This window comes from Ralstonia sp. SA306 (assembly GCF_054792405.1).
This window is the reverse complement of record NZ_CP096451.1, coordinates 2,209,588-2,233,430: the sequence shown is the minus strand read 5'-3', so window position 1 is coordinate 2,233,430 and position 23,843 is coordinate 2,209,588. Positions and strand designations below refer to the sequence as shown.

The 23,843-nt window shown below is 62.1% G+C and carries 25 protein-coding genes, 1 tRNA gene and 1 riboswitch; of the genes, 23 read left to right on the top strand and 3 right to left on the bottom strand.

Annotation, left to right across the window (positions count from 1 at the left end; all coding sequences use genetic code 11):
* Window positions 1-198: 198 nt before the first annotated feature.
* Genes M1D44_RS10690 through M1D44_RS10665 form a run of 6 tightly spaced genes read left to right on the top strand, consistent with a single transcriptional unit; the run spans window position 199 to window position 6,727 of the window.
* Window positions 199-945 (top strand): GspH/FimT family pseudopilin, encoded by a 747-nt coding sequence (locus tag M1D44_RS10690; protein WP_037031655.1) that lies wholly within the window; start codon window positions 199-201, stop codon window positions 943-945.
* The gene (gene pilV, locus M1D44_RS10685; protein ID WP_037031654.1) at window positions 936-1,493 is read left to right on the top strand and encodes a type IV pilus modification protein PilV; all 558 of its coding nucleotides are present in this window, start codon (window positions 936-938) and stop codon (window positions 1,491-1,493) included. The genes M1D44_RS10690 and pilV overlap by 10 nt, the downstream gene beginning before the upstream one ends.
* Before the next feature lie 11 nt (window positions 1,494-1,504).
* The gene (locus M1D44_RS10680; RefSeq protein ID WP_200869034.1) at window positions 1,505-2,233 is read left to right on the top strand and encodes a PilW family protein; all 729 of its coding nucleotides are present in this window, start codon (window positions 1,505-1,507) and stop codon (window positions 2,231-2,233) included.
* Complete coding sequence (locus M1D44_RS10675) at window positions 2,230-2,820, top strand: pilus assembly PilX family protein (protein WP_024976365.1); 591 nt, start codon at window positions 2,230-2,232, stop codon at window positions 2,818-2,820. Before M1D44_RS10680 ends, M1D44_RS10675 begins: the two co-directional genes overlap by 4 nt.
* Window positions 2,820-6,245, top strand: a complete 3,426-nt coding sequence (locus M1D44_RS10670; protein WP_037031652.1) for a pilus assembly protein — start codon at window positions 2,820-2,822, stop codon at window positions 6,243-6,245. Before M1D44_RS10675 ends, M1D44_RS10670 begins: the two co-directional genes overlap by 1 nt.
* A gap of 2 nt (window positions 6,246-6,247) precedes the next feature.
* Window positions 6,248-6,727, top strand: a complete 480-nt coding sequence (locus M1D44_RS10665) for a type IV pilin protein (RefSeq protein ID WP_024976363.1) — start codon at window positions 6,248-6,250, stop codon at window positions 6,725-6,727.
* 32 nt (window positions 6,728-6,759) lie between these two features.
* Here the strand turns inward: M1D44_RS10665 and nrdR are convergent, their stop codons facing one another.
* Both nrdR and glyA read right to left on the bottom strand, forming a co-directional pair.
* Window positions 6,760-7,224, bottom strand: a complete 465-nt coding sequence (gene nrdR, locus M1D44_RS10660; RefSeq protein ID WP_024976362.1) for a transcriptional regulator NrdR — start codon at window positions 7,222-7,224, stop codon at window positions 6,760-6,762.
* Window positions 7,225-7,349: 125 nt separating this feature from the next.
* Entirely contained in the window at window positions 7,350-8,597 is a 1,248-nt protein-coding gene (gene glyA, locus M1D44_RS10655; RefSeq protein ID WP_027677962.1) for a serine hydroxymethyltransferase, read from the bottom strand.
* Between the two features lie 134 nt (window positions 8,598-8,731).
* A riboswitch (ZMP/ZTP riboswitch) is annotated at window positions 8,732-8,860 on the bottom strand.
* Between the two features lie 138 nt (window positions 8,861-8,998).
* Here glyA and M1D44_RS10650 point away from each other — a divergent pair.
* The 17 genes from M1D44_RS10650 to M1D44_RS10570 all read left to right on the top strand — a co-directional run bounded on the left by M1D44_RS10650 (window position 8,999) and on the right by M1D44_RS10570 (window position 23,293).
* Complete coding sequence (locus tag M1D44_RS10650) at window positions 8,999-9,751, top strand: SDR family NAD(P)-dependent oxidoreductase (RefSeq protein ID WP_112185533.1); 753 nt, start codon at window positions 8,999-9,001, stop codon at window positions 9,749-9,751.
* Window positions 9,752-9,820: 69 nt separating this feature from the next.
* Window positions 9,821-10,225, top strand: a complete 405-nt coding sequence (ybgC, locus tag M1D44_RS10645; RefSeq protein ID WP_004629519.1) for a tol-pal system-associated acyl-CoA thioesterase — start codon at window positions 9,821-9,823, stop codon at window positions 10,223-10,225.
* Window positions 10,222-10,914 (top strand): protein TolQ, encoded by a 693-nt coding sequence (gene tolQ / locus M1D44_RS10640; protein ID WP_004629517.1) that lies wholly within the window; start codon window positions 10,222-10,224, stop codon window positions 10,912-10,914. The genes ybgC and tolQ overlap by 4 nt, the downstream gene beginning before the upstream one ends.
* A 12-nt stretch (window positions 10,915-10,926) precedes the next feature.
* Window positions 10,927-11,361, top strand: a complete 435-nt coding sequence (gene tolR / locus M1D44_RS10635) for a protein TolR (RefSeq protein WP_024976359.1) — start codon at window positions 10,927-10,929, stop codon at window positions 11,359-11,361.
* A 52-nt stretch (window positions 11,362-11,413) separates the two neighbouring features.
* On the top strand, window positions 11,414-12,427 hold the full coding sequence (gene tolA, locus M1D44_RS10630) for a cell envelope integrity protein TolA (RefSeq protein WP_024976358.1): 1,014 nt from the start codon (window positions 11,414-11,416) through the stop codon (window positions 12,425-12,427).
* A gap of 67 nt (window positions 12,428-12,494) precedes the next feature.
* Window positions 12,495-13,799: a Tol-Pal system beta propeller repeat protein TolB gene (tolB, locus tag M1D44_RS10625; RefSeq protein ID WP_024976357.1), complete on the top strand. Its 1,305-nt coding sequence runs from the start codon at window positions 12,495-12,497 to the stop codon at window positions 13,797-13,799.
* Window positions 13,800-13,828: 29 nt separating this feature from the next.
* Window positions 13,829-14,350 carry a peptidoglycan-associated lipoprotein Pal gene (pal, locus tag M1D44_RS10620; RefSeq protein WP_004629508.1) on the top strand — a complete coding sequence of 174 codons (522 nt, stop codon included), beginning with the start codon at window positions 13,829-13,831 and terminating at the stop codon, window positions 14,348-14,350.
* 68 nt (window positions 14,351-14,418) lie between these two features.
* Window positions 14,419-15,204: a tol-pal system protein YbgF gene (gene ybgF, locus M1D44_RS10615; protein ID WP_024976356.1), complete on the top strand. Its 786-nt coding sequence runs from the start codon at window positions 14,419-14,421 to the stop codon at window positions 15,202-15,204.
* Between the two features lie 162 nt (window positions 15,205-15,366).
* Window positions 15,367-16,041 (top strand): 7-cyano-7-deazaguanine synthase QueC, encoded by a 675-nt coding sequence (gene queC / locus M1D44_RS10610; protein ID WP_112185529.1) that lies wholly within the window; start codon window positions 15,367-15,369, stop codon window positions 16,039-16,041.
* Between the two features lie 6 nt (window positions 16,042-16,047).
* Window positions 16,048-17,163, top strand: a complete 1,116-nt coding sequence (locus M1D44_RS10605) for a YeeE/YedE family protein (RefSeq protein ID WP_112185527.1) — start codon at window positions 16,048-16,050, stop codon at window positions 17,161-17,163.
* Between the two features lie 52 nt (window positions 17,164-17,215).
* Window positions 17,216-17,291, top strand: a tRNA-Lys gene (locus M1D44_RS10600).
* A gap of 267 nt (window positions 17,292-17,558) precedes the next feature.
* Window positions 17,559-18,329, top strand: coding sequence for a sugar phosphate isomerase/epimerase family protein (locus M1D44_RS10595; protein WP_316853257.1), 771 nt, complete (start codon window positions 17,559-17,561; stop codon window positions 18,327-18,329).
* A gap of 29 nt (window positions 18,330-18,358) precedes the next feature.
* Entirely contained in the window at window positions 18,359-19,348 is a 990-nt protein-coding gene (locus tag M1D44_RS10590) for a sugar kinase (RefSeq protein WP_024976352.1), read from the top strand.
* A gap of 59 nt (window positions 19,349-19,407) precedes the next feature.
* Window positions 19,408-20,688: an MFS transporter gene (locus M1D44_RS10585; protein WP_024976351.1), complete on the top strand. Its 1,281-nt coding sequence runs from the start codon at window positions 19,408-19,410 to the stop codon at window positions 20,686-20,688.
* Between the two features lie 4 nt (window positions 20,689-20,692).
* Entirely contained in the window at window positions 20,693-21,667 is a 975-nt protein-coding gene (locus M1D44_RS10580; protein ID WP_316853258.1) for an NAD(P)-dependent oxidoreductase, read from the top strand.
* A 79-nt stretch (window positions 21,668-21,746) separates the two neighbouring features.
* The gene (locus tag M1D44_RS10575; protein ID WP_316853259.1) at window positions 21,747-22,811 is read left to right on the top strand and encodes a LacI family DNA-binding transcriptional regulator; all 1,065 of its coding nucleotides are present in this window, start codon (window positions 21,747-21,749) and stop codon (window positions 22,809-22,811) included.
* Window positions 22,808-23,293 carry a nucleoside 2-deoxyribosyltransferase gene (locus M1D44_RS10570; RefSeq protein WP_024976348.1) on the top strand — a complete coding sequence of 162 codons (486 nt, stop codon included), beginning with the start codon at window positions 22,808-22,810 and terminating at the stop codon, window positions 23,291-23,293. Before M1D44_RS10575 ends, M1D44_RS10570 begins: the two co-directional genes overlap by 4 nt.
* Window positions 23,294-23,380: 87 nt before the next feature.
* Here M1D44_RS10570 and M1D44_RS10565 read toward each other — a convergent pair whose 3' ends face one another.
* Entirely contained in the window at window positions 23,381-23,842 is a 462-nt protein-coding gene (locus tag M1D44_RS10565) for an NUDIX hydrolase (RefSeq protein WP_316853260.1), read from the bottom strand.
* Between the last annotated feature and the right edge of the window lies 1 nt (window position 23,843).

Below are 23,843 nucleotides of genomic sequence, written 5' to 3'. Positions count from 1 at the left end.
TCATGCAGATGATCGCGTTCACGGGGGTCGGACGTGAGCCATCGTAGAAAAACTCAAATTAGCTTCAAATCGGCAGCGTGCGAAATCGATTGCGTCGCGGTTGCCGCATAAAACAATAGTCGGGGGTTCGAGTCATGCTTAACGGGATTTCGTCCATTGGGCGGTGCGGGTTTCTAGTCAGTCGTTTCTTGCGCTGACATGGCGGCAGCGGTCCGCAATTCCCTCACCGCGCATCAACTTCAATCGTCACGCAACCGTTGGTGTGAATACCGGGCGGAGCGGCGTGGCGACGCTGTCGGCGTTCGCGCCGAGAACGCGTTGTGTCACAGTCAAATCGATACAGATATGTCGTACCCGAATGGGGAAAGCGGCGGGCGAGGGCGTGCCGGTTGCATTCGTTCGAGCCGCATCCGCGGCATCTCGCTGGTTGAGTTGATGGTGACGCTGGCGATCGTGGCTGTTCTCGCGGTCATTGCGACGCCGTCGTATGTCGGATTGACACAGCGCACGCGGTTGCAGGCAGAAGCCAATTCTTTGGTGAATGATCTGCAATTTGCCCGCAGCGAGGCGATCAAGCGTGGACAGCCGGTCAGTCTTTGTCCCTCGTCTAACGGTACGGCGTGCAATACGACAAGTACGAGCAATTGGGAGACTGGCTGGATTGTCTTCAATGACGTCAATGGCTCGGGTACGACCGACTCCGCCAGCGATGTGCCGCTACGCGTGCGTGCCGCCCTTCCTAATGGCGATACGTTCAGACCCAGTCCGGCGGCTTCGGCGGTGACATATAACCGCGATGGCTTCGCGTCCAATTTGGCCAATGGCACCGTCACGATGACGTTGCACACCGCGGCGCCTGTCAATGACAGCGCGACGCGTTGCGTGGCAATCAACATGGTCGGTCGGCAAGTGGTACAGACCAAGGGGACCGGCTCATGCAGCTGAGTATGAAGTGCCGCACAGCCGCCGGATTCTCGCTCATCGAGGCGTTGATCACCATGGTAGTGGTCGGCGTGGGCCTGTTGGGTTTGGCGAAAATTCAGGCGGCAGCGGTGGGCAATACGCAGATATCGCGTGTGCGTTCGCTGGTGGCCCTGCAGACCGAAAGCTTGGCTGCGGCCATGCACGGGAATAGCACATTCTGGGCTGCAGGTGGCACCGCTCCAGCGACGTTTAGTGTGACCGGCACGACTATTACGGATAGTTCGAATGTCTTGAATCAGACGCTGACCACTGGCGCCTGTCTTTCCGGAAAGTCTTGCACGCCGGCTCAGTTGGCTGCTTACGATGTACAGCAATGGGCCAGCACGATGAACGCGAACTTCCCCGGCTATTCCGCCACGGTTAACTGTACGACCGCAACGGGTGTGCCGGTGAGCTGCAACATCACAGTGAACTGGAATGAGAAATACGTTGCAGTCAACAGCACGACGGCTGCGTCTGGGGTGACCACGGCATCCACCCAGAGCTTTACGGTCTACGTCCAGCCATGAGTGCCAATTCCATGACTCTGCGGAGGCGATCGGCACGCAATCAGGCCGGTACAAGCCTGGTTGAGATCCTGATCGCCATGGTGATCGCGCTGTTCATCATGAGCGGCGTGGTGGTGGTATTCGTCAATATGCAGAAGACCTTCACCAGCCAGGATCAGCTTGCACAGTTGCAAGACAATGAACGGCTAGCGCTGACCATCTTTACCAATGTTGTACAGCAGGCAGGGTATTTCCCCAACCCAACAGTCAACACGGCCCTGTCGGCATTCCCGGCCACTGGCTCGCTGGCTGCCGGCCAGGTAATTTCCGGTACCTCGGGTGCGACGGCGGGCACCGATACGGTGACAACGCAGTTTGCGACTGCCAGCGGTGACGGCACCATGAATTGCCTAGGGCAGACCAACACGAGTGGTGCCCAGCAGGTCTACATCAACACATTGTCCGTCAATGCAAACAACGAATTGCAGTGTGCGATGACGCTCGTGTCCAGTGGTGTAACAACCACGGTACCGCTTGTGAGTGGGGTCACTGGACTGAGCGTGCTGTATGGCACCGATACCAACAGCAACGGCTATGACGACTCTTATCTGACGGCCGCGCAGGTGGCAGCGTCGGGCTATTGGTCGCAAGTCCATACCGTTCAAGTCACCCTCACGTTCACCACACAGTTTGGTAACCAAGTTGGGCAGGCACAGAGCACAACGTGGGTGCAGAACATCAGCCTGAAGAACCAGTCATGAGCACCACCATGCGTTTTTCCAAGCTGCCAAGTCGCGCTGAGCGCGGGTACACCCTTGTTGTTGGATTACTGTTGCTGGTTGTTCTCACGCTGTTTGCTATTGGCATGTTTCGTAGCTTTGGCCTGCAAGAGAAGATTGCGGCAAACACGCGGGATAAGCAGCGTGCGCTCGAGGCTGCACAGAGCGCCCTTCAGTACGGCGAATGGTGGTTGGGACAGGGCAACGGATCCACCGGCATCGCCTGCTCGGGCGTTAACAACGGCAATACGCTCACGAATATGCGGGTATGCAACACCGCCTTGGCGACTCCTTCTACTTTGCCATGGGGCGTGGGGTCAACCTATCTGCCGCCTTCCATGACGGCGAATGGCGGTGGAGGCATGGCCGGTGCGAGTTCTCCGGCGGGGGATATCAACTACGCGGGTGTCCCAGGCCTGTACATCAACTACATCGGTATGAGCCCGAACGGGCTCGCACAGCTTTACCAAGTCACCGCCTATGGCTTTGGCGGTGATGCAACGACAGCAGCAGTGGTGCAGAGCACCTATCGCATTAGTTCTGGCGCCAAAGATCTGGGACAACAGTGATGAAAACAATTCAACGGGTGGGTTTGCTGGCAACCGCTGCGCTACTGCCGGGGGTTGCCAGGGCGCAGTTGGTGATCAGCGACACGCTGACGGGGGCGTCATCTTCGTACAAGTGGCAGGCGCTGAACGGCGCATGCCTGACTGCGGGCAACGGTACAGGCACGATTCCGGCCTGTTCGGGCCTCAGTTACTACAGCGGTAAGACGCTTGTGGGTGGTGTCACGGGTACGCTTCCTGACGCGGTGGGTTCTGGGGCTCTGCGTCTGACCAATGGTGATACAACCACCGGTAGCAACGGTAATAACCAGACGGGCGCTGTCGTTTCGAACTTCACCTTCCCGACCAATCAGGGCATACAGGTAACGTTCACGACGGTGACGTACGGTGGTAATGCCTATAAGAACGCCGCTGGCCAAGCGTCTGGCGCTGACGGCATCAGTTTCTTCTTGGCCGACGGCAAGTACCCGGCAACGGTGGGGGCGCTGGGGGGCAGTCTTGGTTACAGCTGTTCTAACGGCAACCCTACGTACGATGGCGTGCAGGGTGGCTATATCGGTCTCGGTATCGACGAGTTCGGAAATTTCTCGAACGCCGGCGACAACACTAGCTCCGGGGCGAGTGGTGGTGCGATTCCCGGTCGCATTAGCTTGCGCGGTGCGGGCAACACCAACTGGGCGAACCTGTCCACGAACTACGCGAAGTACTATCCGTCAGCCCTGAGCACGACTCAGATGAACGCTGTACAGAGCACGTGTGCAGCAGGCTATCTTTATAACTTCAGCGGTAAGGGGCAGAAGGACGCGAACGGATACTACATCTACGACGGCAACCAGACGACCGAGCAGATTCCATATAACTACAACTATCTTGGCGGCGATACGTTAAGTAGTACCGTCAAGCTCTACAGCCAGGAAGCTGCTGGAAAGAATTCGGCAGGAGGCAGCAACGCGGTGCGGGGAAATGCGACCCCTATCACCTACGCACTCAGTATCACGCAAGACGGTCTGCTGAGCCTTTCATATAGCGTGAATGGTGGCACGGCCCAGCCTGTGATCACAAACCAGAGTATTACCGCGTCGAACGGCCCGCTGCCTTCGTCATTCCGCTTTGGCTTCTCGGCGGGTACCGGCGGTGGCAGTAACGTTCACGAAATCACCTGCTTCAAGGCAGCACCGGTGGGGCAAGCCAACAGCTCGGCAGGTACCAACGTGCAGCAGTCAGCCCGCGTGGAAGCCGGGACTCAGGTGTATCTCGCCTACTATCACCCGACCAACTGGTGGGGCGAGTTGACCGCACAAAACCTGGTGATGGACCCGACGACGGGCATCGTCTCCATTGCTACCAATGCCAATTGGAACGCCAGCTGCACCTTAACGGGTGGGGCATGCCCGGCCATTAGTTCCACCTCGACGTTGACTGCACAAGCCCCATCGGCACGAAACATTTTGACGTGGAATGGCACCACTGGCATTCCCTTCCAATGGTCGAGCCTCACGTCTGCACAGAAGAATGCGCTGGACAGCGGCTCAGCCAGCGGCACCAGCAGCCCTCGCCAACTCTATCTGCGGGGCGATCGCACCAATGAAGTCGCCAATGGCGGCTCTTTCCGCTCCCGCACCGGCGTGATGGGCGACATCATGAACTCCAGCCCGACCTGGGTTGGTGCACCGTCGGCGCCGTACAATGGCCCGTGGGTGGATTCTCTCTACGGGACGGCAGTTCCGCCCGAAACGTCCGGCAGCTACGCACTCTTCAAGACCAACAATGCGCAGCGCGCGAACGTGGTCTATGTGGGCGCCAACGACGGCATGTTGCATGGTTTCCGTGCAGGTGGTTACGACGCGACCGGTAAGTTCACCACGGCGACCACCCCCAACGATGGGCAGGAGGTTCTGGCTTACATGCCGGCGGCAGCCCTGAACACCATCTACAACACCAGTAGCAAGCTGGATTTCAGCTCGCCTTCGTATGCTCACAATCTGTACGTGGATGCGACGCCAGGTACAGGGGAGCTTTACTACAACAATGCCTGGCACACATGGTTGGTTGGCGGCTTGGGCGGAGGCGGCAACGCCGGGGGCGCCATCGCCGACAACACCAGCGTCGGTACGGGCGCTATCTACGCGCTTGATATCACCAACCCTGCTAACTTCAGTGAGAGCAACGCTGGTTCGCTGGTGCTCGGTGAATGGACGCCTTCGACCCTCACCTGTACCAATGTCACCAGCTGTGGCGCCTTTTTGGGCAACACCTATGGCACCCCCGTCATTCGCCGGCTCCATAACGGCAACTGGGCCGTGCTGTTCGGTAACGGCTTGAACAGTGCAAACGGGTCGGCGGGTCTGTACATCATGCTGGTGGCCAGCAACGGCACCACGTCGTTCTACTACCTCGACACAAAGTACGGTCCGAGTAAGGATCCGCTGAAGGCGAACAATAAGAACGGTATCGCCTATGTCACACCAGCGGACCTGGATGGTGATCACATCACCGACTACGTCTATGCGGGCGATGCATTTGGCAACGTCTGGCGTTTCGACCTGACCTCGCAAAACCCGGCATCGTGGAGCGTCTCGTCTGCGCCGATGTTCTCGACGCCTGCGGGTCAACCGATTACCAGCAAGGTCGCGGTTGCCGCCATTCCGGGCAGCGGCACGGGCGCGCCGCGCGTACTCGTCAGCTTCGGCACCGGTCAGAGTTTCCCGGTGACACAGACCAGCGCTGCGGCCTATTCCAGCAACACTGCACAGTCCCTGTACGGTGTTTGGGACTGGAACATGAGCGCTTGGAACAATATCGCACCGGCGGCTGCAGTCTACGCAACCCTGACCGGCCCGCAGACCGTGACCGCCTCTACCCTGCAGACACAAAGTATCACCAACACGTCTGCAAGCTCGGGCACGACGCCATCGTACCGGACTGTAAGCAACAATAAGGTTTGCTGGATGGGATCGACAGCGTGCGGCACTAGCGGGACCGCTAATACCCAGTTTGGCTGGAAGCTCGCGCTGCCCAGCACCACCACGGGCTCTGGTTCGAGCGCGGTCACGAACTATGAACAGGTGGTCTATAACCCAACGCTGGCCTATGGCATGTTCATCGTCAATACGACCGTGCCAGGCACGCAGCAGGTTTTATCCTGTAGCTCGACGCCAGCATCTGGCTACACCATGGCCATTTCGGTCGCATCGGGTGGGGCAGGTACCGCCTCGTTCTTCGGCGACAATAACAACAATTTCCCGACCCTCAACGGCGGCATTGTCAGCGGTATCGGTTTGAGTGGTACCGGCACTCCGTCTATCGTGACCGCCAATAAGCTGCCGTACCTGGTGCAGCAGACCGTCAGCGGCACGGGTACGGTCAACCAGATCAACCCGAGCGCCGCCGGTGTTGGCTCTCGCATGACTTGGACCAAGCTGCGCTAATCATGAGCCGAACCAAGACTCCCTCCTTGTCCCCTGGCGAAGGCGGTTTCTCCTTGATGGAGTTGATGATTACGGTAGCGATCATCGCCATCCTGGCCCGTATTGCCTATCCGTCCTACCAGCAGTACATCCTGAAATCGCACCGCGCGGATGCGAAGACGGCGCTGCTGGATCTGGCAGCACGCCAGGAGCGGTTTTTTACACTGCAGAATAGCTACGCAGCATCGCCTGCCTCCCTCGGCTATGCGGCGGCGAGCTTTCCGTTCGCCATTCAGTCTGGCACGCAGTCGTACTATCAGCTGAATGTCGCGGTAACGGGCACGGCAGGCGCGAGTGGTGCGGCAGCGCCTGGCTATTCCGCTTCTGCTGTTCCGGTCAGCCCGCAAACGGCCGACGCCTGCGGGACATACACCATCAACCAGCTCGGCGTGCAAGGCAACGTCGGCATGGCGGCAGGTACTACGTCAGCGCAGTGTTGGTAACAGGAAAGAAAAAAGGCCTCCAGGGCTTTTGTTCATTTCCGCACATTCGTCGCCGCAATCTCATCCAAAACGTCGCGAAATTCCGACACATCCTCAAAACTCCGATACACCGACGCAAACCGGATGTACCCGATCTTGTCCAGCCGCTTGAGTTCGCGCATCACCAGCTCGCCCACGCGGTCGCTGCCGATTTCCTTCTCGCCGTGGCTGAGGAGTTTTTCTTCGATGCGGGCGATGGCTTCGTCGATGGCTTCGGCGGAAACGGGGCGCTTGCGCAGCGCCAGCCGCATGGAGTCCTTGACCTTGTTGCGGTCGTAGTCGACGCGGCTGCCGTTCTTCTTGACGACGGCGGGGAAGAACAACTCGATGCGTTCGTAGGTCGTGAAGCGGCGGTCGCAGGATTCGCAGCGACGGCGGCGGCGTACGGTGTCGCCTTCTTCCGACATGCGGGTATCAATCACCTGGGTGGCCGCGTGGCCGCAAAAGGGGCATTTCATGCCGGTGGTCTCCTCGGCAACCTCAAAGAACGCACTGCGCTAAAAGAACAACGCCGCGATGGCCCGGGCGGGCGCATCGCGGCAGGGTACTACGTGGCCGGAAGATCCGGCCATCGGCGGATGCCTTAGGCGTAGACCGGGAACTGCTTGGTCAGCTCAGCCACCTTGGCGCGCACGGCGGCGATGTTCGCCTCATCGTGCGGGTTGTCCAGCACATCGGCGATCAGATGGGCGACCTTCACGGCCTCGGCTTCCTTGAAGCCACGCGTGGTCATGGCTGGCGAACCCAGGCGCACGCCCGAGGTCACGAACGGCTTTTCCGGGTCATTCGGGATTGCGTTCTTGTTGACCGTGATGTGTGCGTCGCCCAGCACCTTTTCGGCTTCCTTGCCGGTGATCTTCTTGGCGCGCAGATCGACCAGCATCACGTGGCTTTCGGTGCGGCCAGACACGATGCGCAGGCCGCGGGCCATCAGCGTTTCAGCCATGGCGGCGGCGTTCTTCACGACCTGTTGTTGATAAGCCTTGAACTCCGGCGACAGGGCTTCCTTGAACGCCACGGCCTTGCCGGCGATCACGTGCATCAGCGGGCCGCCCTGGATACCCGGGAAGATCGCCGAGTTGATGGCCTTCTCGTGCTCGGCCTTCATCAGGATCACGCCGCCGCGCGGGCCGCGCAGGCTCTTGTGCGTGGTCGTCGTCACAAAGTCAGCGTGCGGCACGGGGTTCGGGTACACGCCCGCGGCGATCAGGCCGGCGTAGTGCGCCATGTCCACCATGAAATACGCGCCGATCGACTTGGCAATCTTGCCGATGCGCTCGAAATCGATGCGCAGCGCAAATGCGGATGCGCCGGCAATGATCAGCTTCGGCTTCTTCTCTTGCGCCAGGGCCTCGAGCGCGTCGTAGTCGATGTCTTCCTGCGCATTGAGGCCGTAGCTCACAACGTTGAACCACTTGCCGCTCATGTTGAGCGCCATGCCGTGCGTCAGGTGGCCGCCTTCGGCCAGGCTCATGCCCATGATCGTGTCGCCCGGCTTGAGCACGGCGAAGAACACGCCCTGGTTGGCCTGCGAGCCCGAGTTCGGCTGCACGTTGGCGGCTTCGGCACCAAAGAGCTGCTTCACGCGGTCGATGGCGAGCTGTTCCACCACGTCCACATATTCGCAACCGCCGTAGTAACGCTTGCCGGGGTAGCCCTCTGCGTACTTGTTGGTCAGTTGCGAGCCCTGCGCGGCCATCACGGCCGGCGAGGTGTAGTTCTCGGAGGCAATCAGCTCGATATGGTCTTCCTGACGCTGATTTTCCTTCTGGATGGCGGCAAAGATTTCGGGATCGATCTGGTCGATCGTATAGCGGCTGCGTTCGAACATGGCGAGTGTCTGGTCTGAAACGAAACGGAAATGGCGGAGATCGGGCGAGGCGTGGGGAAACATGCGCGCGGCTTGAACGACTGCGCCCGGTGTTGGCCGATTGCAGCGGGTGTCCAAGTCACCCTGTGCTTCCCATTCGCTGCCCAGGCGAGCGGCAGGCGCCGTTGTGCATGACGCCAGAAACCTTGCGCTTCCTCGTGGTCGCTGCCCACATGTCGGAGCCTCTGAAGCTGCTCCAGGATTCGCCAGTCGCGCAAGGTGGAATGGTTGCCCGCGAGTGTACGACAGCCCCATGGCCGCCGCAAGAAGCGAGCGTGCAGACACGCACATTGCGGTGCAATGCGGTTCCAGGCTTCAGGTAAACTCTGATCTTTCGCTTTTTAAGGTCCGGAGACACTTCCATGATCGTATTCGTGACCGGCGCGACCGCCGGGTTCGGCGCGGCCATCGCGCGGCGTTTCGTGCGAGAAGGCCATCGCGTGATCGCGGCAGGCCGCCGCCAGGACCGTCTAGACGCACTCAAGGCTGAATTGGGTGATGCCATGCTGCCGTTCGTACTGGATGTGCTGGACGCCGATGCCGTTGCGGCGTTGCCGGGCACGCTGCCAGAAGGCTGGCGTGAAGTCGACGTGCTGGTCAACAACGCTGGTCTGGCGCTGGGCCTCGAACCCGCCCAGCGCGCTGACCTGTCCGATTGGGACCGCATGATCGGCACCAACTGCTCCGGGCTGGTTCATATGACGCGTGCGTTACTTCCGGCCATGGTCGAACGCAACCGCGGTCACGTCATCAATATTGGCTCGATCGCGGGGACGTACCCGTACCCGGGTGGCAACGTGTATGGCGCTACCAAAGCATTCGTGCACCAGTTTTCGTTGAACTTGCGTGCGGACCTCACCGGTACCCGCGTACGCGTTTCGAACGTCGAGCCAGGTCTTTGCTCCGGCACAGAATTTTCCAACGTGCGTTTCAAGGGTGACGATGCCCGCGTGGAGAAGGTCTACGAAGGCACGGAAGCCCTGACGGCCGATGACATCGCCGAGGCCGTCTATTGGATGGCGGCGCTTCCCGCGCACTTCAATGTCAACGCGATGGAGCTGATGCCCGTTTGCCAGTCATTCTCGGCCACCAGCGTGACGCGAGGCATGGCCTGAATTCCAGCGCAAGCCCTCGGCCGGTCGGTGGATGGCTGGCCGTCACTTGCGTCTTGGTAAAATTACCCGATGGCTTCTTTTGACTGGAACCTGCGTGTGTATTGGGAAGATACCGACGCAGGTGGCGTGGTGTTTTACGCCAACTATTTGAAATTTTTTGAGCGCGCCCGCACAGAGTGGCTGCGCGCGCTTGGGGTCGACCAGCAGGCGCTGGCCGACACGACCGGGGCCATTTTCGTGGTGCGTAGCACCGCTGTGGACTACCGCGCGCCGGCACGCCTGGATGACCTGCTGCAGATCCGTTCGCGTATGGAACGGGTCGGCCCCGCGTCGGTCCAATTCGCCCAGGAAGGCTGGCGCGGCGACGTTTTGCTCGCATCAGGCACGATTCGTGTTGGATGTGTCGACCGGCTCACTTTCCGGCCGACCCCGATTCCCGCTCCCGTACTCGCAACCATCAAAGCCGCCGCATGAATCCCGTCGAGGTCACACAAGATCTGTCGATCGTCTCGCTGGTGCTGCACGCCAGCCTCCTGGTCCAATTCGTCATGGGCCTGCTGCTGGTGATGTCGCTATTCTCCTGGACGTACATCTTCCGCAAAGCCTTTGCCCTGCGCGCCGCGCGCAGCCAGACCGAATCGTTCGAGCGCGATTTCTGGGCCGGCGGCGACCTGCAGGCGCTGTATCAGAGCGCCGCCAACAACCGCCACACGACCGGAGCGCTTGAGCGCATCTTTGAAGCCGGCATGCGCGAATACCTCAAAGCGCGCGAGCTGCAGCGCGGCGGCGGCGATCCGAGTGCCATTCTCGATGCTTCCCGCCGTGCCATGCGCGCGGCCTACCAGCGCGAGATGGACTCGCTGGAATCGCACCTGCCGTTCCTGGCGTCGGTCGGCTCGGTCAGCCCGTACATCGGCCTGTTCGGTACCGTCTGGGGGATCATGAACGCCTTCCGCGGCCTGTCCAACGTGCAGCAGGCGACGCTGTCGGCCGTGGCGCCTGGTATTGCCGAAGCGTTGGTCGCCACGGCCATCGGTCTGTTTGCGGCCATTCCGGCGGTGATTGCCTACAACCGCTACGCCACCGAGATGGACCGCCTGGCCAACCGCTTCGAGAGCTTCATGGAAGAGTTCTCTAACATCCTTCAGCGCCAAACGCGCTAAGGAGCCGCGCTCATGGCTACCATCCAGCGAACGCGCCGCGCCCGACGGGCCAAGGCCGATATCAACGTTGTCCCGTACATCGACGTGATGTTGGTGCTGCTGGTCATCTTCATGGTGGCGGCACCCGTGGTGAACCCCGGGGTGGTCAATCTGCCGTCGGTGGCCAACGCCACGCCGCAGCAGACCCAGCCGCCCATCGTCGTGACCATCAAGGGTGACGGCACGATCCTTGCTCGCGTCAAGACTGGTTCGGGAGCAATCGAGCAGAAGCTCGCCAACAACAACGAGCTGCGCGCGTTTGTGAAGCAGCGCACTGACGAAAACCCCGATCAGCCCGTCGTGATCGCCGCCGACAAGTCGGTCCAATACGACCGCGTGCTGACCGTGATGAGCGTGCTCAAGGCCGATGGCGTGAAGCGCGTCGGCCTGATGGTGAAATCGTCATGAGCACCTTGATGAACCCAGCGTTGACGAACCAAGGCGGGGCAACCTGAACGTCATGACTACGACGTCGTTGCATCGTTATGAGCCTGTGCGCGAGCGTGGCACGCTGCGCGCGTTCGGGCTGGCGGTCCTGACACACGTTCTGCTGATCATCTTTCTGTACTTTGGCGTGCAGTGGCAGAGCAGCACCCCGCGCGGCGAAGAGGCGGAGCTGTGGGACGAGGCGGCGGTTCAGCAAGCCGTACAGCAGGCCGCGCCGGTGCCAGAAGTCAAGCCGGAACCGGTGATCAAGGCGCCGCCGGCCAAGGTGGAAGAGGAAGCCGATATCGCGCTGGAGCAGCAGAAGCGCAAGCGTGAGCAGGAGGCTGCGGCGGCCCGTGAGGCCGAGCTCGCCCGCCGCGCCGAAGCACAGCGTCAGGCCCGTCTGAAGGAAGAACAACAAGCCCGTCAGGCGGAACTCCAACGCAAGGCCCTGGCCGAACAGCAGGCCAAGGAAAAAGCGGCTGAAAAGGCTGCTGCCGACGCGGCGCAGGCTCGCAAGAATGCGCAACTGCAAGCCCAGGCCGAAGCCAAGGCCAAGGCGGAAGCCGAGGCGAAGCAGAAGGAATTGAAAGCCAAGGCTGCCGCAGAAGCCAAGGCCAAGGCCGATGCCGAGCGTAAGGCGAATGAATCGCGTGCCAATGCACAGCGTCAGGCCCAACTGGATCGGTTGCGCGCAATGGCGGGGGCGGGCGCGACTGGCACGGTGGCGGGCTCCGGCGGTGGTGTTGGCAATGCTCAGGGCACGGGCGGTACAGCATCGGCAGGGTATGCCGAGCGTGTGCGGGCCAAGGTCAAGCCGAACATCCTGTTCGATCCTTCGGCGGTCAACGGCAACCCGTCGGCGGTCGTGTCGGTGCAGATGGCGCCGGATGGTTCGATCTTGTCCAAGCGCCTGACGAAATCGAGCGGCAACGGCGCCTATGACGAGGCTGTCATGCGCGCGGTCGAGCGCTCTGACCCGCTGCCACGCGATACCAATGGCAAAGCGCCGTCGAGCGTCATCCTGACGTTCCGGCCGAAGGAATAACGGGTCGGCGCTCGCCCAGGCGGCGCTGGCCAACGGTACTCAGATTCCGGATTTGATAGTAGGGAAGATGAACATGATGCGAACGATGTGGATCCCGATGTTCCGACGCGCAGCGCAGGCACTGCTGCTGACTGCGGCAAGCGCCGGCGTTGCCCATGCCCAGCTCAACGTGGAGATCTCGGGCGTCGGCGCCAGCCAGTACCCGATCGCGATCGCCAACTTCCAGGGCGAGGCACAGGCCCCACAAAACCTCTCGGCCATCGTCCGGGCAGACCTCGTGCGCAGCGGCCGATTCTCGAACGTCGATGTTGCCGGCGCGGTGGTGCCGGAAAGCCCGGCACCTGACCTGGGTGCCTGGAAAACCAAGGGCGCAGCAGCATTTGTGGGCGGCACCGTGACCCGCAATGGCGATCGCTACGAAATCCGCTTCCGCCTGTACGACACCGCCAAGGGCGAAAGCTTGGGCGGCCTGTCGCTTACGCGCGGTCCTGGCCAACTGCGCTTGGCTGCACACGAAATTGCCGATTACATCTACCAGAAGCTGATTGGCGAGCGCGGTATTTTTGCGACGCGCCTGTCGTACGTGTCCAAGGTTGGCCGCCGCTTCCAACTGCAGATTTCCGACTCGGATGGCGCCAACCCGCAGATTGCGTTGACGAGCAATGAGCCGATCATCTCGCCGTCGTGGTCGCCGGATGGCACCAAGGTCGCGTATGTGTCATTCGAGAGCAAGAAGCCGGTGGTGTACGTGCATGACCTGGTGGCGGGCCGCCGCACGGTCATCTCGAACCAGAAGGGCAACAACTCGGCGCCGGCCTGGTCGCCGGATGGCCGCCACGTGGCGGTGTCGCTCTCGCGCGATGGCAATACACAGGTCTACATGGTCAACGCCGATGGCTCGGGCTTGCGCCGTCTGAGCCGCAGTAGCGCGATCGATACCGAACCGTCGTTCTCGCCGGATGGCCGTTACATCTACTTCACCAGCGACCGCGGCGGTGCGCCGCAGATCTATCGCATGTCGGTTGATGGAGAAGAGTCGGGCGGTGCGCAACGCGTGACATTCAAGGGCAACTACAACACGAGCCCGCGTGTGTCGCCGGACGGCAAGCTGCTGGCGTACATCTCGCGCGTGGGCGGTGCGTTCCGCCTGTACACGCAGGACTTGTCCAACGGCGATGTGAATGCGCTGACGGATACGTCGCACGATGAATCGCCGAGCTTTGCGGCCAACGGCAAGTTCATCCTGTATTCCACGCGCGTTGGCGGCAAATCGGTGTTGGCCGCCGTGTCGACCGATGGCCGTACGCGTCAGGTTCTTTCCCTCCAGGCCGGCGAAGTTCGTGAGCCGGCGTGGGGTCCTTTCATGCAATAACGAAGCTGTTCCACTAGGAGAAATCGGACATGTCGAAGTCCCAAACCATGATCAAACTCGCAGCCATTGCCGCGCTGCTGGCCCTGGGCGCTTGCAGCTCGGGCGTGAAGCTCGATGACACCGCCAAGAACGGTACGGGCGGTGCTGCCGGCACTGGCGCTGATGCCCGCACGGTGACCCCGGTGGACGTGGGCCGTGACGAACTGACCGACCCGAACAGCCCGCTGGCCAAGCGCAGCATCTACTTCGATTTCGACAGCTACTCGGTCAAGTCGGAGTACCAAGGCCTGCTGGGTCAGCACTCGCGTTACCTGCAGTCGCACAACCAGCGCAAGGTCCTGATCCAGGGCAACACCGACGAGCGCGGCACCAGCGAATACAACCTCGCACTGGGTCAGAAGCGTGCCGAGGCCGTGCGTCGCGCCCTGTCGTCGATGGGCGTGCCTGACAGCCAGATGGAAGCCGTGAGCCTGGGTAAGGAAAAGCCGCAAGCGACCGGCCACGACGAAGACTCGTGGGCACAGAACCGCCGCGCCGATATCGTCTATTAATCGGTACGGTTTGAAGTGGAACGCGCCGGCTGCGAGGTTGCGGCCGGCGTTCTTACGTTGGCAATCACATGAATACGATGATGAAACAGCGCGCTTATGGGGCCATGCGTCGGGCCATCCTAATGGCGACGCTCGTCGCGGGTGGCGCCCTCACCATGGCCGGCCCGGCGGCAGCGGGGGTGTTTGACGACGATGAGGCGCGCCGCGCCATCATCGACATGCGCGACAAGTTCAACAACTTCCAGTCGACGGCGGCCCAGCGCATCGATCAAAACAGCAAGAATCTGATCGACGCGCAAAACCAGATTGAAACGCTCAAATCCGAAGTGGCGCGCCTGCGCGGGCAGAACGAAGTGCTGCAGAACAGCGTCGATACGCTGACCAAGCAGCAGAAGGATTACTACTCTGACCTGGATGCGCGCCTGAAGAAGTTCGAGCCGCAGCAAGCGACGGTGGACGGCCGCGAAGGCATGGTCCAGCCGAATGAGAAGCCGGAATACGACACTGCGCTCAAGGCGTTCCAGGGTGGCGACTTCAAGGGCGCGGGCAACCAGTTCTCGGCGTTCGTGAAGAAGTATCCGCAAAGCCCGTATCTGCCGCTGGCGCAGTTCTGGCTGGGCAATGCGCTCTATGCGCAGCGCGACTACAAGGGCTCGAGCTACGTGCTGGAGAACATGGCGCGCAGCAACCCGCAGCATCCGAAGGCGCCCGATGCGCTGCTGCAGGTGGCGACCAACCAGGGCGAGTCGGGCCAGAAGGCCGCTGCACGCAAGACGCTGGAATCGGTGGTCTCGCAGTATCCCGGTACCGAGCAGGCCAAGACCGCGCAAAGCCGTCTGAAGACGATGCGCTGATCGGCAAGCCGCCCGGCATCTGAACAAACGCCCGCCCGTGGCTGCACCGGCGGGCGTTTTTCATAGGGCGCCGAATGGCGGGCATATGCCGCGTCGGGCGCAAGCAGGGCGGCGGCACGCTAAAATGCGGGCCTTCCCGATTTGCTTTGCAAGGCTTCGCCCATGAAAAAACGCGCCATCGTCCTGCTCTCCGGCGGGCTGGACTCTGCCACCGTGCTCGCCATGGCCAATGCCGATGGCTTTGAGACTTACGCGCTGTCGATGCGCTACGGCCAACGCCACTCGTCCGAGTTGGAAGCGGCCAAGAAAGTGGCGGCGACGCTGGGTGCAGTGCGCCATGAAATCGTCGATCTGGACTTGCGCAAGTTCGGTGGTTCCGCATTGACGGACGATGCGCTTGACGTGCCGACCGACGGCGCGCAATCAGGCATCCCGATCACGTATGTGCCGGCGCGCAACACGATCATGCTGTCGCTGGCGCTTGGCTGGGCCGAGGCGGTTGGCGCACGTGACCTATTTTTTGGTGCGAATGCAGTGGACTACTCCGGCTATCCGGATTGCCGTCCCGAATACGTTGCCGCCTATGAAACGCTGGCCAACCTGGCGACGAAGGCCGGCGTGGAAGGCGAGCGCATCCGCGTGAACGCACCCATCATCAACATGACCAAGGCGGAGATCATCCAGGCCGGCGTGCGGCTCGGCGTGGACTACGGCCTGACCGTGTCGTGCTACCAGGCCGACGACGACGGCCGTGCTTGCGGCGTGTGCGATTCGTGCCGGATCCGCAAAGCCGGGTTTGAAGCCGCCGGCGTGCCCGACCCCACCCGCTACGTCTGACGCACCATGCCCGATATCGACCTCAACGCGTTGTCCCACACGGTGCTGTGGGCCACGTTTGCGCTTACGTTTGTGTTTGGCGCGATCCTCCAGCGCACGCACTTCTGCACGATGGGTGCGGTGTCCGACGTCGTCAACATCGGCGACTGGAACCGGTTGCGCATGTGGGCGCTGGCCATCGGCGTGGCCATGATCGGCACGGGGTGCCTAGGCTGGCTTGGCCTGATCGATACGAGCAAGACGATCTACACGGCGAGCAAACTGCTGTGGCTGTCATCGTTGGTAGGCGGGCTGCTGTTCGGCTTCGGCATGGTGCTGGGTTCGGGGTGCGGCAGCAAGACGCTGGTGCGTATCGGCGGCGGCAATCTGAAGTCGGTCGTCGTGTTTGTGTTTCTGGGGCTGGCGGCGTACATGACGCTCAAGGGCGTGTTTGGCGTGGTGCGTGTGGCAACGGTGGACAGCGTGGCCATTACGTTGCCGACGTCGCAGGATCTACCGAGCGTGCTGGGCCACGCGTTCTCCGCCGATGCGCGCATGCTGCGCCTGGTGCTGGCGCTGGTAATTGGTGGTGCGCTATCGCTGTGGGCGCTGCTCGCGCGCGATTTCCGCACGGGTGACAACTTGCTCGGAGGCATCGGCGTCGGGCTCATCATCGTCGGCATGTGGTACGTGTCGGGGCATCTCGGTTACGTACAGGAAGATCCGAACACGCTGCAGGAAGCGTTTGTGGCGACCAACAGCGGCCGCATGGAAGCGCTGAGCTTCGTGGCGCCGGTGTCGTACACGCTGGAGTGGCTGATGTTCTTCAGCGATACGTCGAAGGTGCTGACCGTCGGCATCGTGAGCGTGCTGGGCGTGATTGCGGGCTCGGCGGCGGTCGCACTGGCCACGCGCTCGTTCCGCTGGGAGGGCTTTGCCAATGCCGAGGACACGGGCAACCACATCATTGGCGGCATCCTGATGGGCATTGGCGGCGTGACGGCGCTGGGATGCACGATCGGGCAGGGGCTGTCGGGCGTGTCGACGCTGGCGATCGGCTCGTTCATCGCGCTGGCCGGTATCGTGATCGGCGCGGTGCTGGCGTTCCGCTACCAGATGTGGCGGATGGAGCGTCTGGTTTGATCTGCCAGGCGTTGACAGAATCGCCGATATCTTCCTATAATCGCGGTCTTTGGGGTCTTTAGCTCAGTCGGTAGAGCAGTAGACTTTTAATCTATTGGTCGCGGGTTCGAATCCCGCAGGACCCACCAAAATTCGAAGGGCTGACAGGCAACTGTCGGCCCTTTTTGTTTGGTAATTCCGCGCGACTGCCATCTCCTCGCACTCTGTGCGGTCGCAGCTTCCACATCGATAGCACGCGACGCCTTCCCGATAGCTGCATCCCCTGACCACCGCCGATCACATGGCGGGCGCGTCGCATTCTGCCGCCGCTAGGGATTTTCTCTATAGCGCTCACGACACGCAGCCACCACCATATCCTCTACTGGAACCGGTTCCATACGGAGAAAAGCGCACAAATGGCAGATATCGTGATAGTGGCGAGCGCGTTCGGCGCCGCCCACGTGCTTGAGCAGGGGCATCACGCCTATGTTCCCGTGGCCGCATCGGTCGGTGCCGCCGGCTTCGAGGTGCGGCGTGAATTGTTGCCCGCTGGGCTCGATGGCGCGGTATCGACAGAGCTCCTCGCTGCCTTGGGCCGGTTGATTGCGGCGCATGGTCTCTGGGCGGTCTATTCGACGCCGGCCACGCTGTACACGGACGATGGCGCTCTGGACGCTGTTGCTATCCGCGGCGCGCTGGTCGAGGCGCAAACATTGGGCGCGCGCATCGTGAAGTTCCAGCTTGGCGGGTTTGCCGGCGATGCGTCGGCAGAGGTGCTGGCCCAACTGCTGCAAGGCTGGCGCGCGCGGGTGCTGGTTGAGAACGGTCAACAGACGGTGGGCGGCTCGCTGGCGCAGTTCCGAGGTTTGTTCGACGCATTGGAAGTGGCGGGTGTGGCCGACATGCTGGGCATGACGTTCGACGTCGGCAACTGGGAGTGGTCGGGCGAAGCGCCGCTGGCGTGCGCGCGAGCCCTGGCCCCGTATGTGGAATACATCCATTGCAAAAGCGTCGCGGGCGAGGGAGCACGCCGCTTTGCGGTGGCGCCAGCGGGCAACGATGCGCGGTTCGCGGCTGTGCTGGCGGCATTGCCGGGCGATGTTCCGCGCGGCATCGAATTTCCGTTCGACGCGGTCGATCTCGCTGTCGATGCGCATCGGCATGTCACGTGGCTCAAGGCCGCCTGACTGTGACTCGACATCAAAGGAACTTACGCATGTCACAGATGTTGGATGTCATCACCTACGGCGAAGCCATGGCGATGTTCGTGGCGACGGCGCCTGGGCCGCTCGCGCAGGCCACGCAGTTCACCAAGCGCATTGCGGGTGCTGATCTGAACGTGGCCGTCGGCTTGAGTCGGCTGGGGTTTCGCGTCGGCTATGTGAGCCGGGTGGGGCAGGATTCGTTTGGTGAATATGTGTTGGAGACGCTGGCGCGCGAACGGATCGATGCCTCATGCGTGGCGGTAGATCGGCAATATCCGACCGGCTTTCAGCTCAAGTCGCGGGCTGACGACGGCAGCGATCCGCGTGTCGAGTACTTCCGCAAGGGGTCGGCCGCCAGCCGGCTCTCCTGCGCCGACTATGTGGCCGACTATGTTCTCAGCGCGCGCCATCTGCATCTGACGGGTGTGGCCCCGGCAATTTCAGCGTCGTCGTGTGAGCTTGCATTCCACCTCGCGCGCGAGATGCGCGCAGCCGGTGGCTCGATCTCGTTCGATCCGAATCTGCGCCCAACGCTGTGGCCGTCCGCTGCGGAGATGGTGAACACCCTGAACGCGCTGGCGGCGCATTCCGATTGGGTGCTGCCCGGCTTGTCCGAGGGGCAGCAACTGACCGGCTATGACAGCCCGGCCGATATCGCTCGCTTCTATCTCGATCAAGGTGCTCGTGGTGTTGCCATCAAGCTGGGTGCTGCCGGCGCGTACTACCGGACCGCCGACGGCGCAGAAGGCATCGCCGACGGCGTGCGCGTGGAGCGCGTCGTCGATACGGTGGGCGCGGGTGACGGTTTTGCAGTGGGCGTTGTCAGCGCGCTACTCGAAGGGCAGTCACCCGAGTTGGCCGTTGCGCGCGGCAACCGTATTGGCGCGCTGGCGATCCAGGTGATCGGAGATTCCGAAGGCCTGCCGACTCGCGCCGAGCTCGATGTGCTTGAGCGACCGGCTCGCATGATGCGCGCGCCGGAACCCATTTCTAGCGTGTAACGCAGCGCTTCGACTGCCGCCCCTCGTGGGCGACGCAAACCACCAAAGGAGACACGACCATGGCAACGCAACTGGCTGCGCGGCGCTGGTGGATGATCATGCCGATCGTCTTTATTACCTACAGCCTGGCCTACCTCGATCGCGCGAACTATGGTTTCGCGGCGGCGGCCGGCATCAATCACGATCTGGGGATCAGCCAGGGGCTGTCGTCGTTGATTGGCGCGCTGTTCTTCCTCGGCTATTTCTTCTTCCAGATTCCGGGCGCGATCTATGCCGAACGGCGCAGCGTGAAGAAGCTCGTGTTCATCAGCCTGGTGCTGTGGGGCTTGTGCGCGGCGCTCACGGGCGTCGTGAGTGACATTCCCTCGCTTCTGGCGATCCGGTTCGTGCTGGGCGTGGTCGAAGCGGCCGTCATGCCCGCGATGCTCATCTACATCAGCAACTGGTTCACCAAGCAGGAACGATCGCGCGCGAACACGTTCCTGATTCTCGGCAATCCTGTGACCGTGCTCTGGATGTCGGTGGTGTCGGGCTATCTCGTGCGCGAGTTCGGCTGGCGCCATATGTTCATCGCCGAGGGCGTGCCCGCCATCATCTGGGCCGTGTGCTGGTGGTGCCTGGTGCAGGACAAGCCCGCGCAGTCATCGTGGCTGAGCACACAGGAAAAGCGCGACCTGGAACAGGTACTGGCGGCGGAGCAAGCGGCCATCAAGCCGATGCGCAACTATGGCGAGGCTTTCCGCTCGCCTGTCGTCATCAAGCTGTGCGCGCAGTATTTCTGCTGGAGCATTGGCGTCTATGGCTTCGTGCTGTGGCTGCCGTCTATCGTGAAGAACGGCTCGTCGCTCAGCATGGTCGAAACGGGCTGGCTGTCGGCGCTGCCGTATCTGGCTGCCACCATCGCGATGCTCGCGGCGTCGTGGGCGTCCGACAAGGTCGGTTCACGGCGCGGTTTCGTTTGGCCGTTCCTGCTGGTGGGCGCTGCGGCGTTTGCTGCATCGTATGGACTTGGGTCAACGCATTTCTGGATGTCGTATGCGTTGCTCGTCATTGCCGGTGCGGCGATGTATGCGCCATATGGTCCGTTTTTCGCCATTGTGCCGGAGCTGCTGCCGAAGAACGTCGCGGGCGGCGCGATGGCGCTGATCAACAGCATGGGCGCACTCGGTTCGTTTGTCGGCTCGTACTTCGTTGGCTACCTGAACGGTGCCACCGGTTCGCCGCTGGCGTCGTACGCATTCATGAGCGCCGCACTCTTGGCGGCCGTGGTCCTCACGCTCTGCGTCAAGCCGCAACCGCGTGATGCTTACGGGCTCGCCCATCCCGTACCTGGAAAATGATTTGATGAAACCTCTCGTCGTTGCCTATAAGCCATTGCCCGACGATGTCGTCGCCCAGTTGCGCCAGCATGTCGAACTCGTGCAGGTCGACGGTGTTGCGGCGTTGACCGGGTCGCTTGCCAACGCCGAGGGCGCGATCGGTGCAAGCCTGAAGATCACGCCCCAGATGCTCGACCGCGCGCCCCGGCTCAAGGTGTGGTCCACGATCTCTGTCGGCTATGACAATTTCGACGTGCCTGATCTCACGCGTCGTGGCATTGCGCTGGCGCACACACCGGATGTGTTGACCGAGTCGACCGCCGATACCGTGTTTTCGCTGATTCTCGCGTCGGCGCGTCGCGTCGTGGAACTGGCCGAGTGGGTCAGGGCCGGCAACTGGCAGCGCAGCATCGGGCCTGAGCTCTACGGCACGGACGTTCAGGGTAAGACGATCGGCATCGTCGGGCTGGGTCGGATCGGTGCGGCATTGGCGCGCCGCGCAGCGCTGGGTTTCCGGATGCGTGTCCTGTACACGAACCGGAATCCGCATCCCGAAGCCGAAGCGCAGTACGGCGCGCGCCGCGTGACGCTCGACACGTTGCTGGCCGAAGCCGATTTTGTTTGCCTGCAGGTGCCGCTGACGCCCGAAACACAGCACCTGATCGGCGCGGCGGAGCTGGCGAAGATGAAACGCAATGCGATCCTGATCAATGCGTCGCGTGGGCCCGTCGTTGACGAGGCGGCGCTCATCCATGCATTGCGCGACGGCACGATCCGCGGCGCGGGGTTGGACGTGTTCGAGCACGAACCGCTGCCCGCAGACTCGCCGCTGCTGCTGATGAAGAACGTGGTGGCATTGCCCCATATCGGCTCCGCAACGCACGAGACGCGACACGCAATGGCCCGCTGCGCGGCCGACAACCTGGTCAGGGCGCTGGCTGGCACGTTGCGTGAGAACCTCGTCAATCCGCAGGTGCTGGAGCGTGCTCGCGTCTCATGAGTGGGGCGCGGGGATTGCGCTATGATCCTCGCACCCTGGCTCCGGCCCCTCGCGCCGACGGACTGCTCTGAAGCGCATCGTGACTGATTTCCCATCCTCCTCCTCGCGCCCTGCGACCATCACCGACGTTGCCCGCGAAGCGGGAACCGGCAAGACCAGCGTGTCCCGCTATCTGAATGGCGAGACACAAGTCCTTTCCGAAGATTTGCGGCAGCGCATCGAAGGGGCCATCCAGCGGTTGAACTACCGGCCCAACCAGATGGCGCGCGGCCTCAAACGCGGCCGCAATCGTCTGCTCGGCATGCTGGTGGCCGACCTGACCAATCCTTATACGGTCGAAGTGCTGCAAGGCGTGGAGGCCGCCTGCCACGCGCTGGGCTACATGCCGCTCATCTGCCACGCCGCAAACGAGGTCGAGATGGAGCGCCGGTTCGTCCAGTTGCTGACGACGTACCGGGTCGAGGGATTGATCGTCAACGCGCTCGGTGCAGAAGAAGCCGTCTTGCACCCGCTGCGTGGCGGCGGCATTCCTGCCGTGCTGGTGGATCGCACGGTCGAAGGGTTCGACGCCGACTTGGTGGGCCTCGATAACCGCGACGCCGTCAGGTTGGGTGTGCAGCATTTGCTGGATCAAGGTTTCGATTCCATCCAGTTCATCGTGCAGCCGTTTGAGCAGGTCAGTTCCCGGCGTGAGCGCGAACTCGCTTTCCGAGAGACGATGGCAGCGCGAGGCCGGCCAGCGGAGCCGACCGTGGTGCTGGACCCGAACGATCCGGCCTCAGTCGAGCGTGCGCTGGCGGAGATCGATGCTCGCATCGAAGCGGTGCAACAGCGGGGCGGAGAACGACTGGCGCTGTTTGTTGCCAACGCGCCGGTTGCGCTGGTCGTTGCGCGGCATCTGCGCACGCAATTTGGCCCAGCTTGGCAGGAGCGGACGGCGCTGCTGTCGATCGACGATCCAGAATGGGCGGAGTTGATCGGCATCACCACGATCCGGCAACCGACGTACGATATCGGTTACAAGGCGGTCGAATTCGTGCACGAACGCATCGAAGGCGTAAGCGGGGATGCCCGAGTCGTATTGCTCCCGGGTACGCTGGTCGAACGTGCTTCGACAGCGCATTCGGTACAGGCCGCATCATGACGTTGCGCCTGTATCTCGCCGGGCCGGACGTTTTCCGTCCGGAGCCCATCGCGCACGGCGAAGCGCTCAAGGCGCTGTGTGCGGAGTTCGGCTACATCGGCCTGTATCCGCTCGATAACACGATTGCGCCACAGGCCGATGGCCCTGCGACCGCTGCGGAGATCTACCGCCAGAACATCGCGCTGATCGACTCTGCCGACGCCGTGCTTGCCAACGTGGCGGATTTTCGCGGCTACGAACCCGATTCCGGCACGTGCTTCGAAATCGGTTACGCCATCGCCCGTGGCAAAGACGTGTGGTGCTACAACGTGCCCGCCGTGCCTCTGGTCGGTCAGTTTCCGAACGCCAATGGTGCCGATGCCCAAGGATGGACCGTGGAGGATTTCGGGCTGCCGCGTAACCTCATGGTCGCTTGCAGTTGCCGCCTCGTTGTGGGTGATGCGCGCGTGTGCCTGGAGCGGATGCGGGCGCATTACATGTAGCTGCGCGCGGGATACGCGATACAACAAGCGGCGCACGCTCCATCGCACCACCATCGAAGGCGATGTGCCGGTGTAGGCGCCACTCTTCTATAGCCCGACCTCGGCCAGACGGACATCAATACTCGCCAGCGTCAACGTCTGCGCAAACAGCCGCGTGAGCGATTGGCTCGCATACTGCGGCACCTCGTCCGCCGTGGTCCAGCGGTACGCATCCATCTCTGGGATGAGTCGGCCGGTGTGATAGCTGTTGAACATCGACGTGCACGTCAGCGTGTTGAGCGCAACTTCCGCGCGGCGCAGGCGCGTGGCAAACAAGTGCAGCTCCTTGTCACGGCGATAGGGAAAACGGCCCAGTTCGATCAGTGCGTGGCTGTCGAGCACAAGGCCGGTTTCCTCGCGTGTCTCGCGCAGCGCGGTGTCACGGTGATTCTCGCCCGGGTCGGGGGCGCCTTTGGGGATGTCCCAGTGGCGCGTTTCGGTGGCGTGGGCGAGGAGCACATCGCCGTCTTCATTGAGCAGCACGAGGCCGCAGGATAGGGCGATCGGCATG

Bases quoted from the DNA above. Each gene is read 5' to 3' on its own strand.
- M1D44_RS10690 (WP_037031655.1), top strand. From the start codon at position 199: ATGGCGGCAGCGGTCCGCAATTCCCTCACCGCGCATCAACTTCAATCG.
- pilV (WP_037031654.1), top strand. From the start codon at position 936: ATGCAGCTGAGTATGAAGTGCCGCACAGCCGCCGGATTCTCGCTCATC.
- M1D44_RS10680 (WP_200869034.1), top strand. From the start codon at position 1,505: ATGACTCTGCGGAGGCGATCGGCACGCAATCAGGCCGGTACAAGCCTG.
- M1D44_RS10675 (WP_024976365.1), top strand. From the start codon at position 2,230: ATGAGCACCACCATGCGTTTTTCCAAGCTGCCAAGTCGCGCTGAGCGC.
- M1D44_RS10670 (WP_037031652.1), top strand. From the start codon at position 2,820: ATGAAAACAATTCAACGGGTGGGTTTGCTGGCAACCGCTGCGCTACTG.
- M1D44_RS10665 (WP_024976363.1), top strand. From the start codon at position 6,248: ATGAGCCGAACCAAGACTCCCTCCTTGTCCCCTGGCGAAGGCGGTTTC.
- nrdR (WP_024976362.1), bottom strand. From the start codon at position 7,224: ATGAAATGCCCCTTTTGCGGCCACGCGGCCACCCAGGTGATTGATACC.
- glyA (WP_027677962.1), bottom strand. From the start codon at position 8,597: ATGTTCGAACGCAGCCGCTATACGATCGACCAGATCGATCCCGAAATC.
- M1D44_RS10650 (WP_112185533.1), top strand. From the start codon at position 8,999: ATGATCGTATTCGTGACCGGCGCGACCGCCGGGTTCGGCGCGGCCATC.
- ybgC (WP_004629519.1), top strand. From the start codon at position 9,821: ATGGCTTCTTTTGACTGGAACCTGCGTGTGTATTGGGAAGATACCGAC.
- tolQ (WP_004629517.1), top strand. From the start codon at position 10,222: ATGAATCCCGTCGAGGTCACACAAGATCTGTCGATCGTCTCGCTGGTG.
- tolR (WP_024976359.1), top strand. From the start codon at position 10,927: ATGGCTACCATCCAGCGAACGCGCCGCGCCCGACGGGCCAAGGCCGAT.
- tolA (WP_024976358.1), top strand. From the start codon at position 11,414: ATGACTACGACGTCGTTGCATCGTTATGAGCCTGTGCGCGAGCGTGGC.
- tolB (WP_024976357.1), top strand. From the start codon at position 12,495: ATGAACATGATGCGAACGATGTGGATCCCGATGTTCCGACGCGCAGCG.
- pal (WP_004629508.1), top strand. From the start codon at position 13,829: ATGTCGAAGTCCCAAACCATGATCAAACTCGCAGCCATTGCCGCGCTG.
- ybgF (WP_024976356.1), top strand. From the start codon at position 14,419: ATGAATACGATGATGAAACAGCGCGCTTATGGGGCCATGCGTCGGGCC.
- queC (WP_112185529.1), top strand. From the start codon at position 15,367: ATGAAAAAACGCGCCATCGTCCTGCTCTCCGGCGGGCTGGACTCTGCC.
- M1D44_RS10605 (WP_112185527.1), top strand. From the start codon at position 16,048: ATGCCCGATATCGACCTCAACGCGTTGTCCCACACGGTGCTGTGGGCC.
- M1D44_RS10595 (WP_316853257.1), top strand. From the start codon at position 17,559: ATGGCAGATATCGTGATAGTGGCGAGCGCGTTCGGCGCCGCCCACGTG.
- M1D44_RS10590 (WP_024976352.1), top strand. From the start codon at position 18,359: ATGTCACAGATGTTGGATGTCATCACCTACGGCGAAGCCATGGCGATG.
- M1D44_RS10585 (WP_024976351.1), top strand. From the start codon at position 19,408: ATGGCAACGCAACTGGCTGCGCGGCGCTGGTGGATGATCATGCCGATC.
- M1D44_RS10580 (WP_316853258.1), top strand. From the start codon at position 20,693: ATGAAACCTCTCGTCGTTGCCTATAAGCCATTGCCCGACGATGTCGTC.
- M1D44_RS10570 (WP_024976348.1), top strand. From the start codon at position 22,808: ATGACGTTGCGCCTGTATCTCGCCGGGCCGGACGTTTTCCGTCCGGAG.
- M1D44_RS10565 (WP_316853260.1), bottom strand. From the start codon at position 23,842: ATGCCGATCGCCCTATCCTGCGGCCTCGTGCTGCTCAATGAAGACGGC.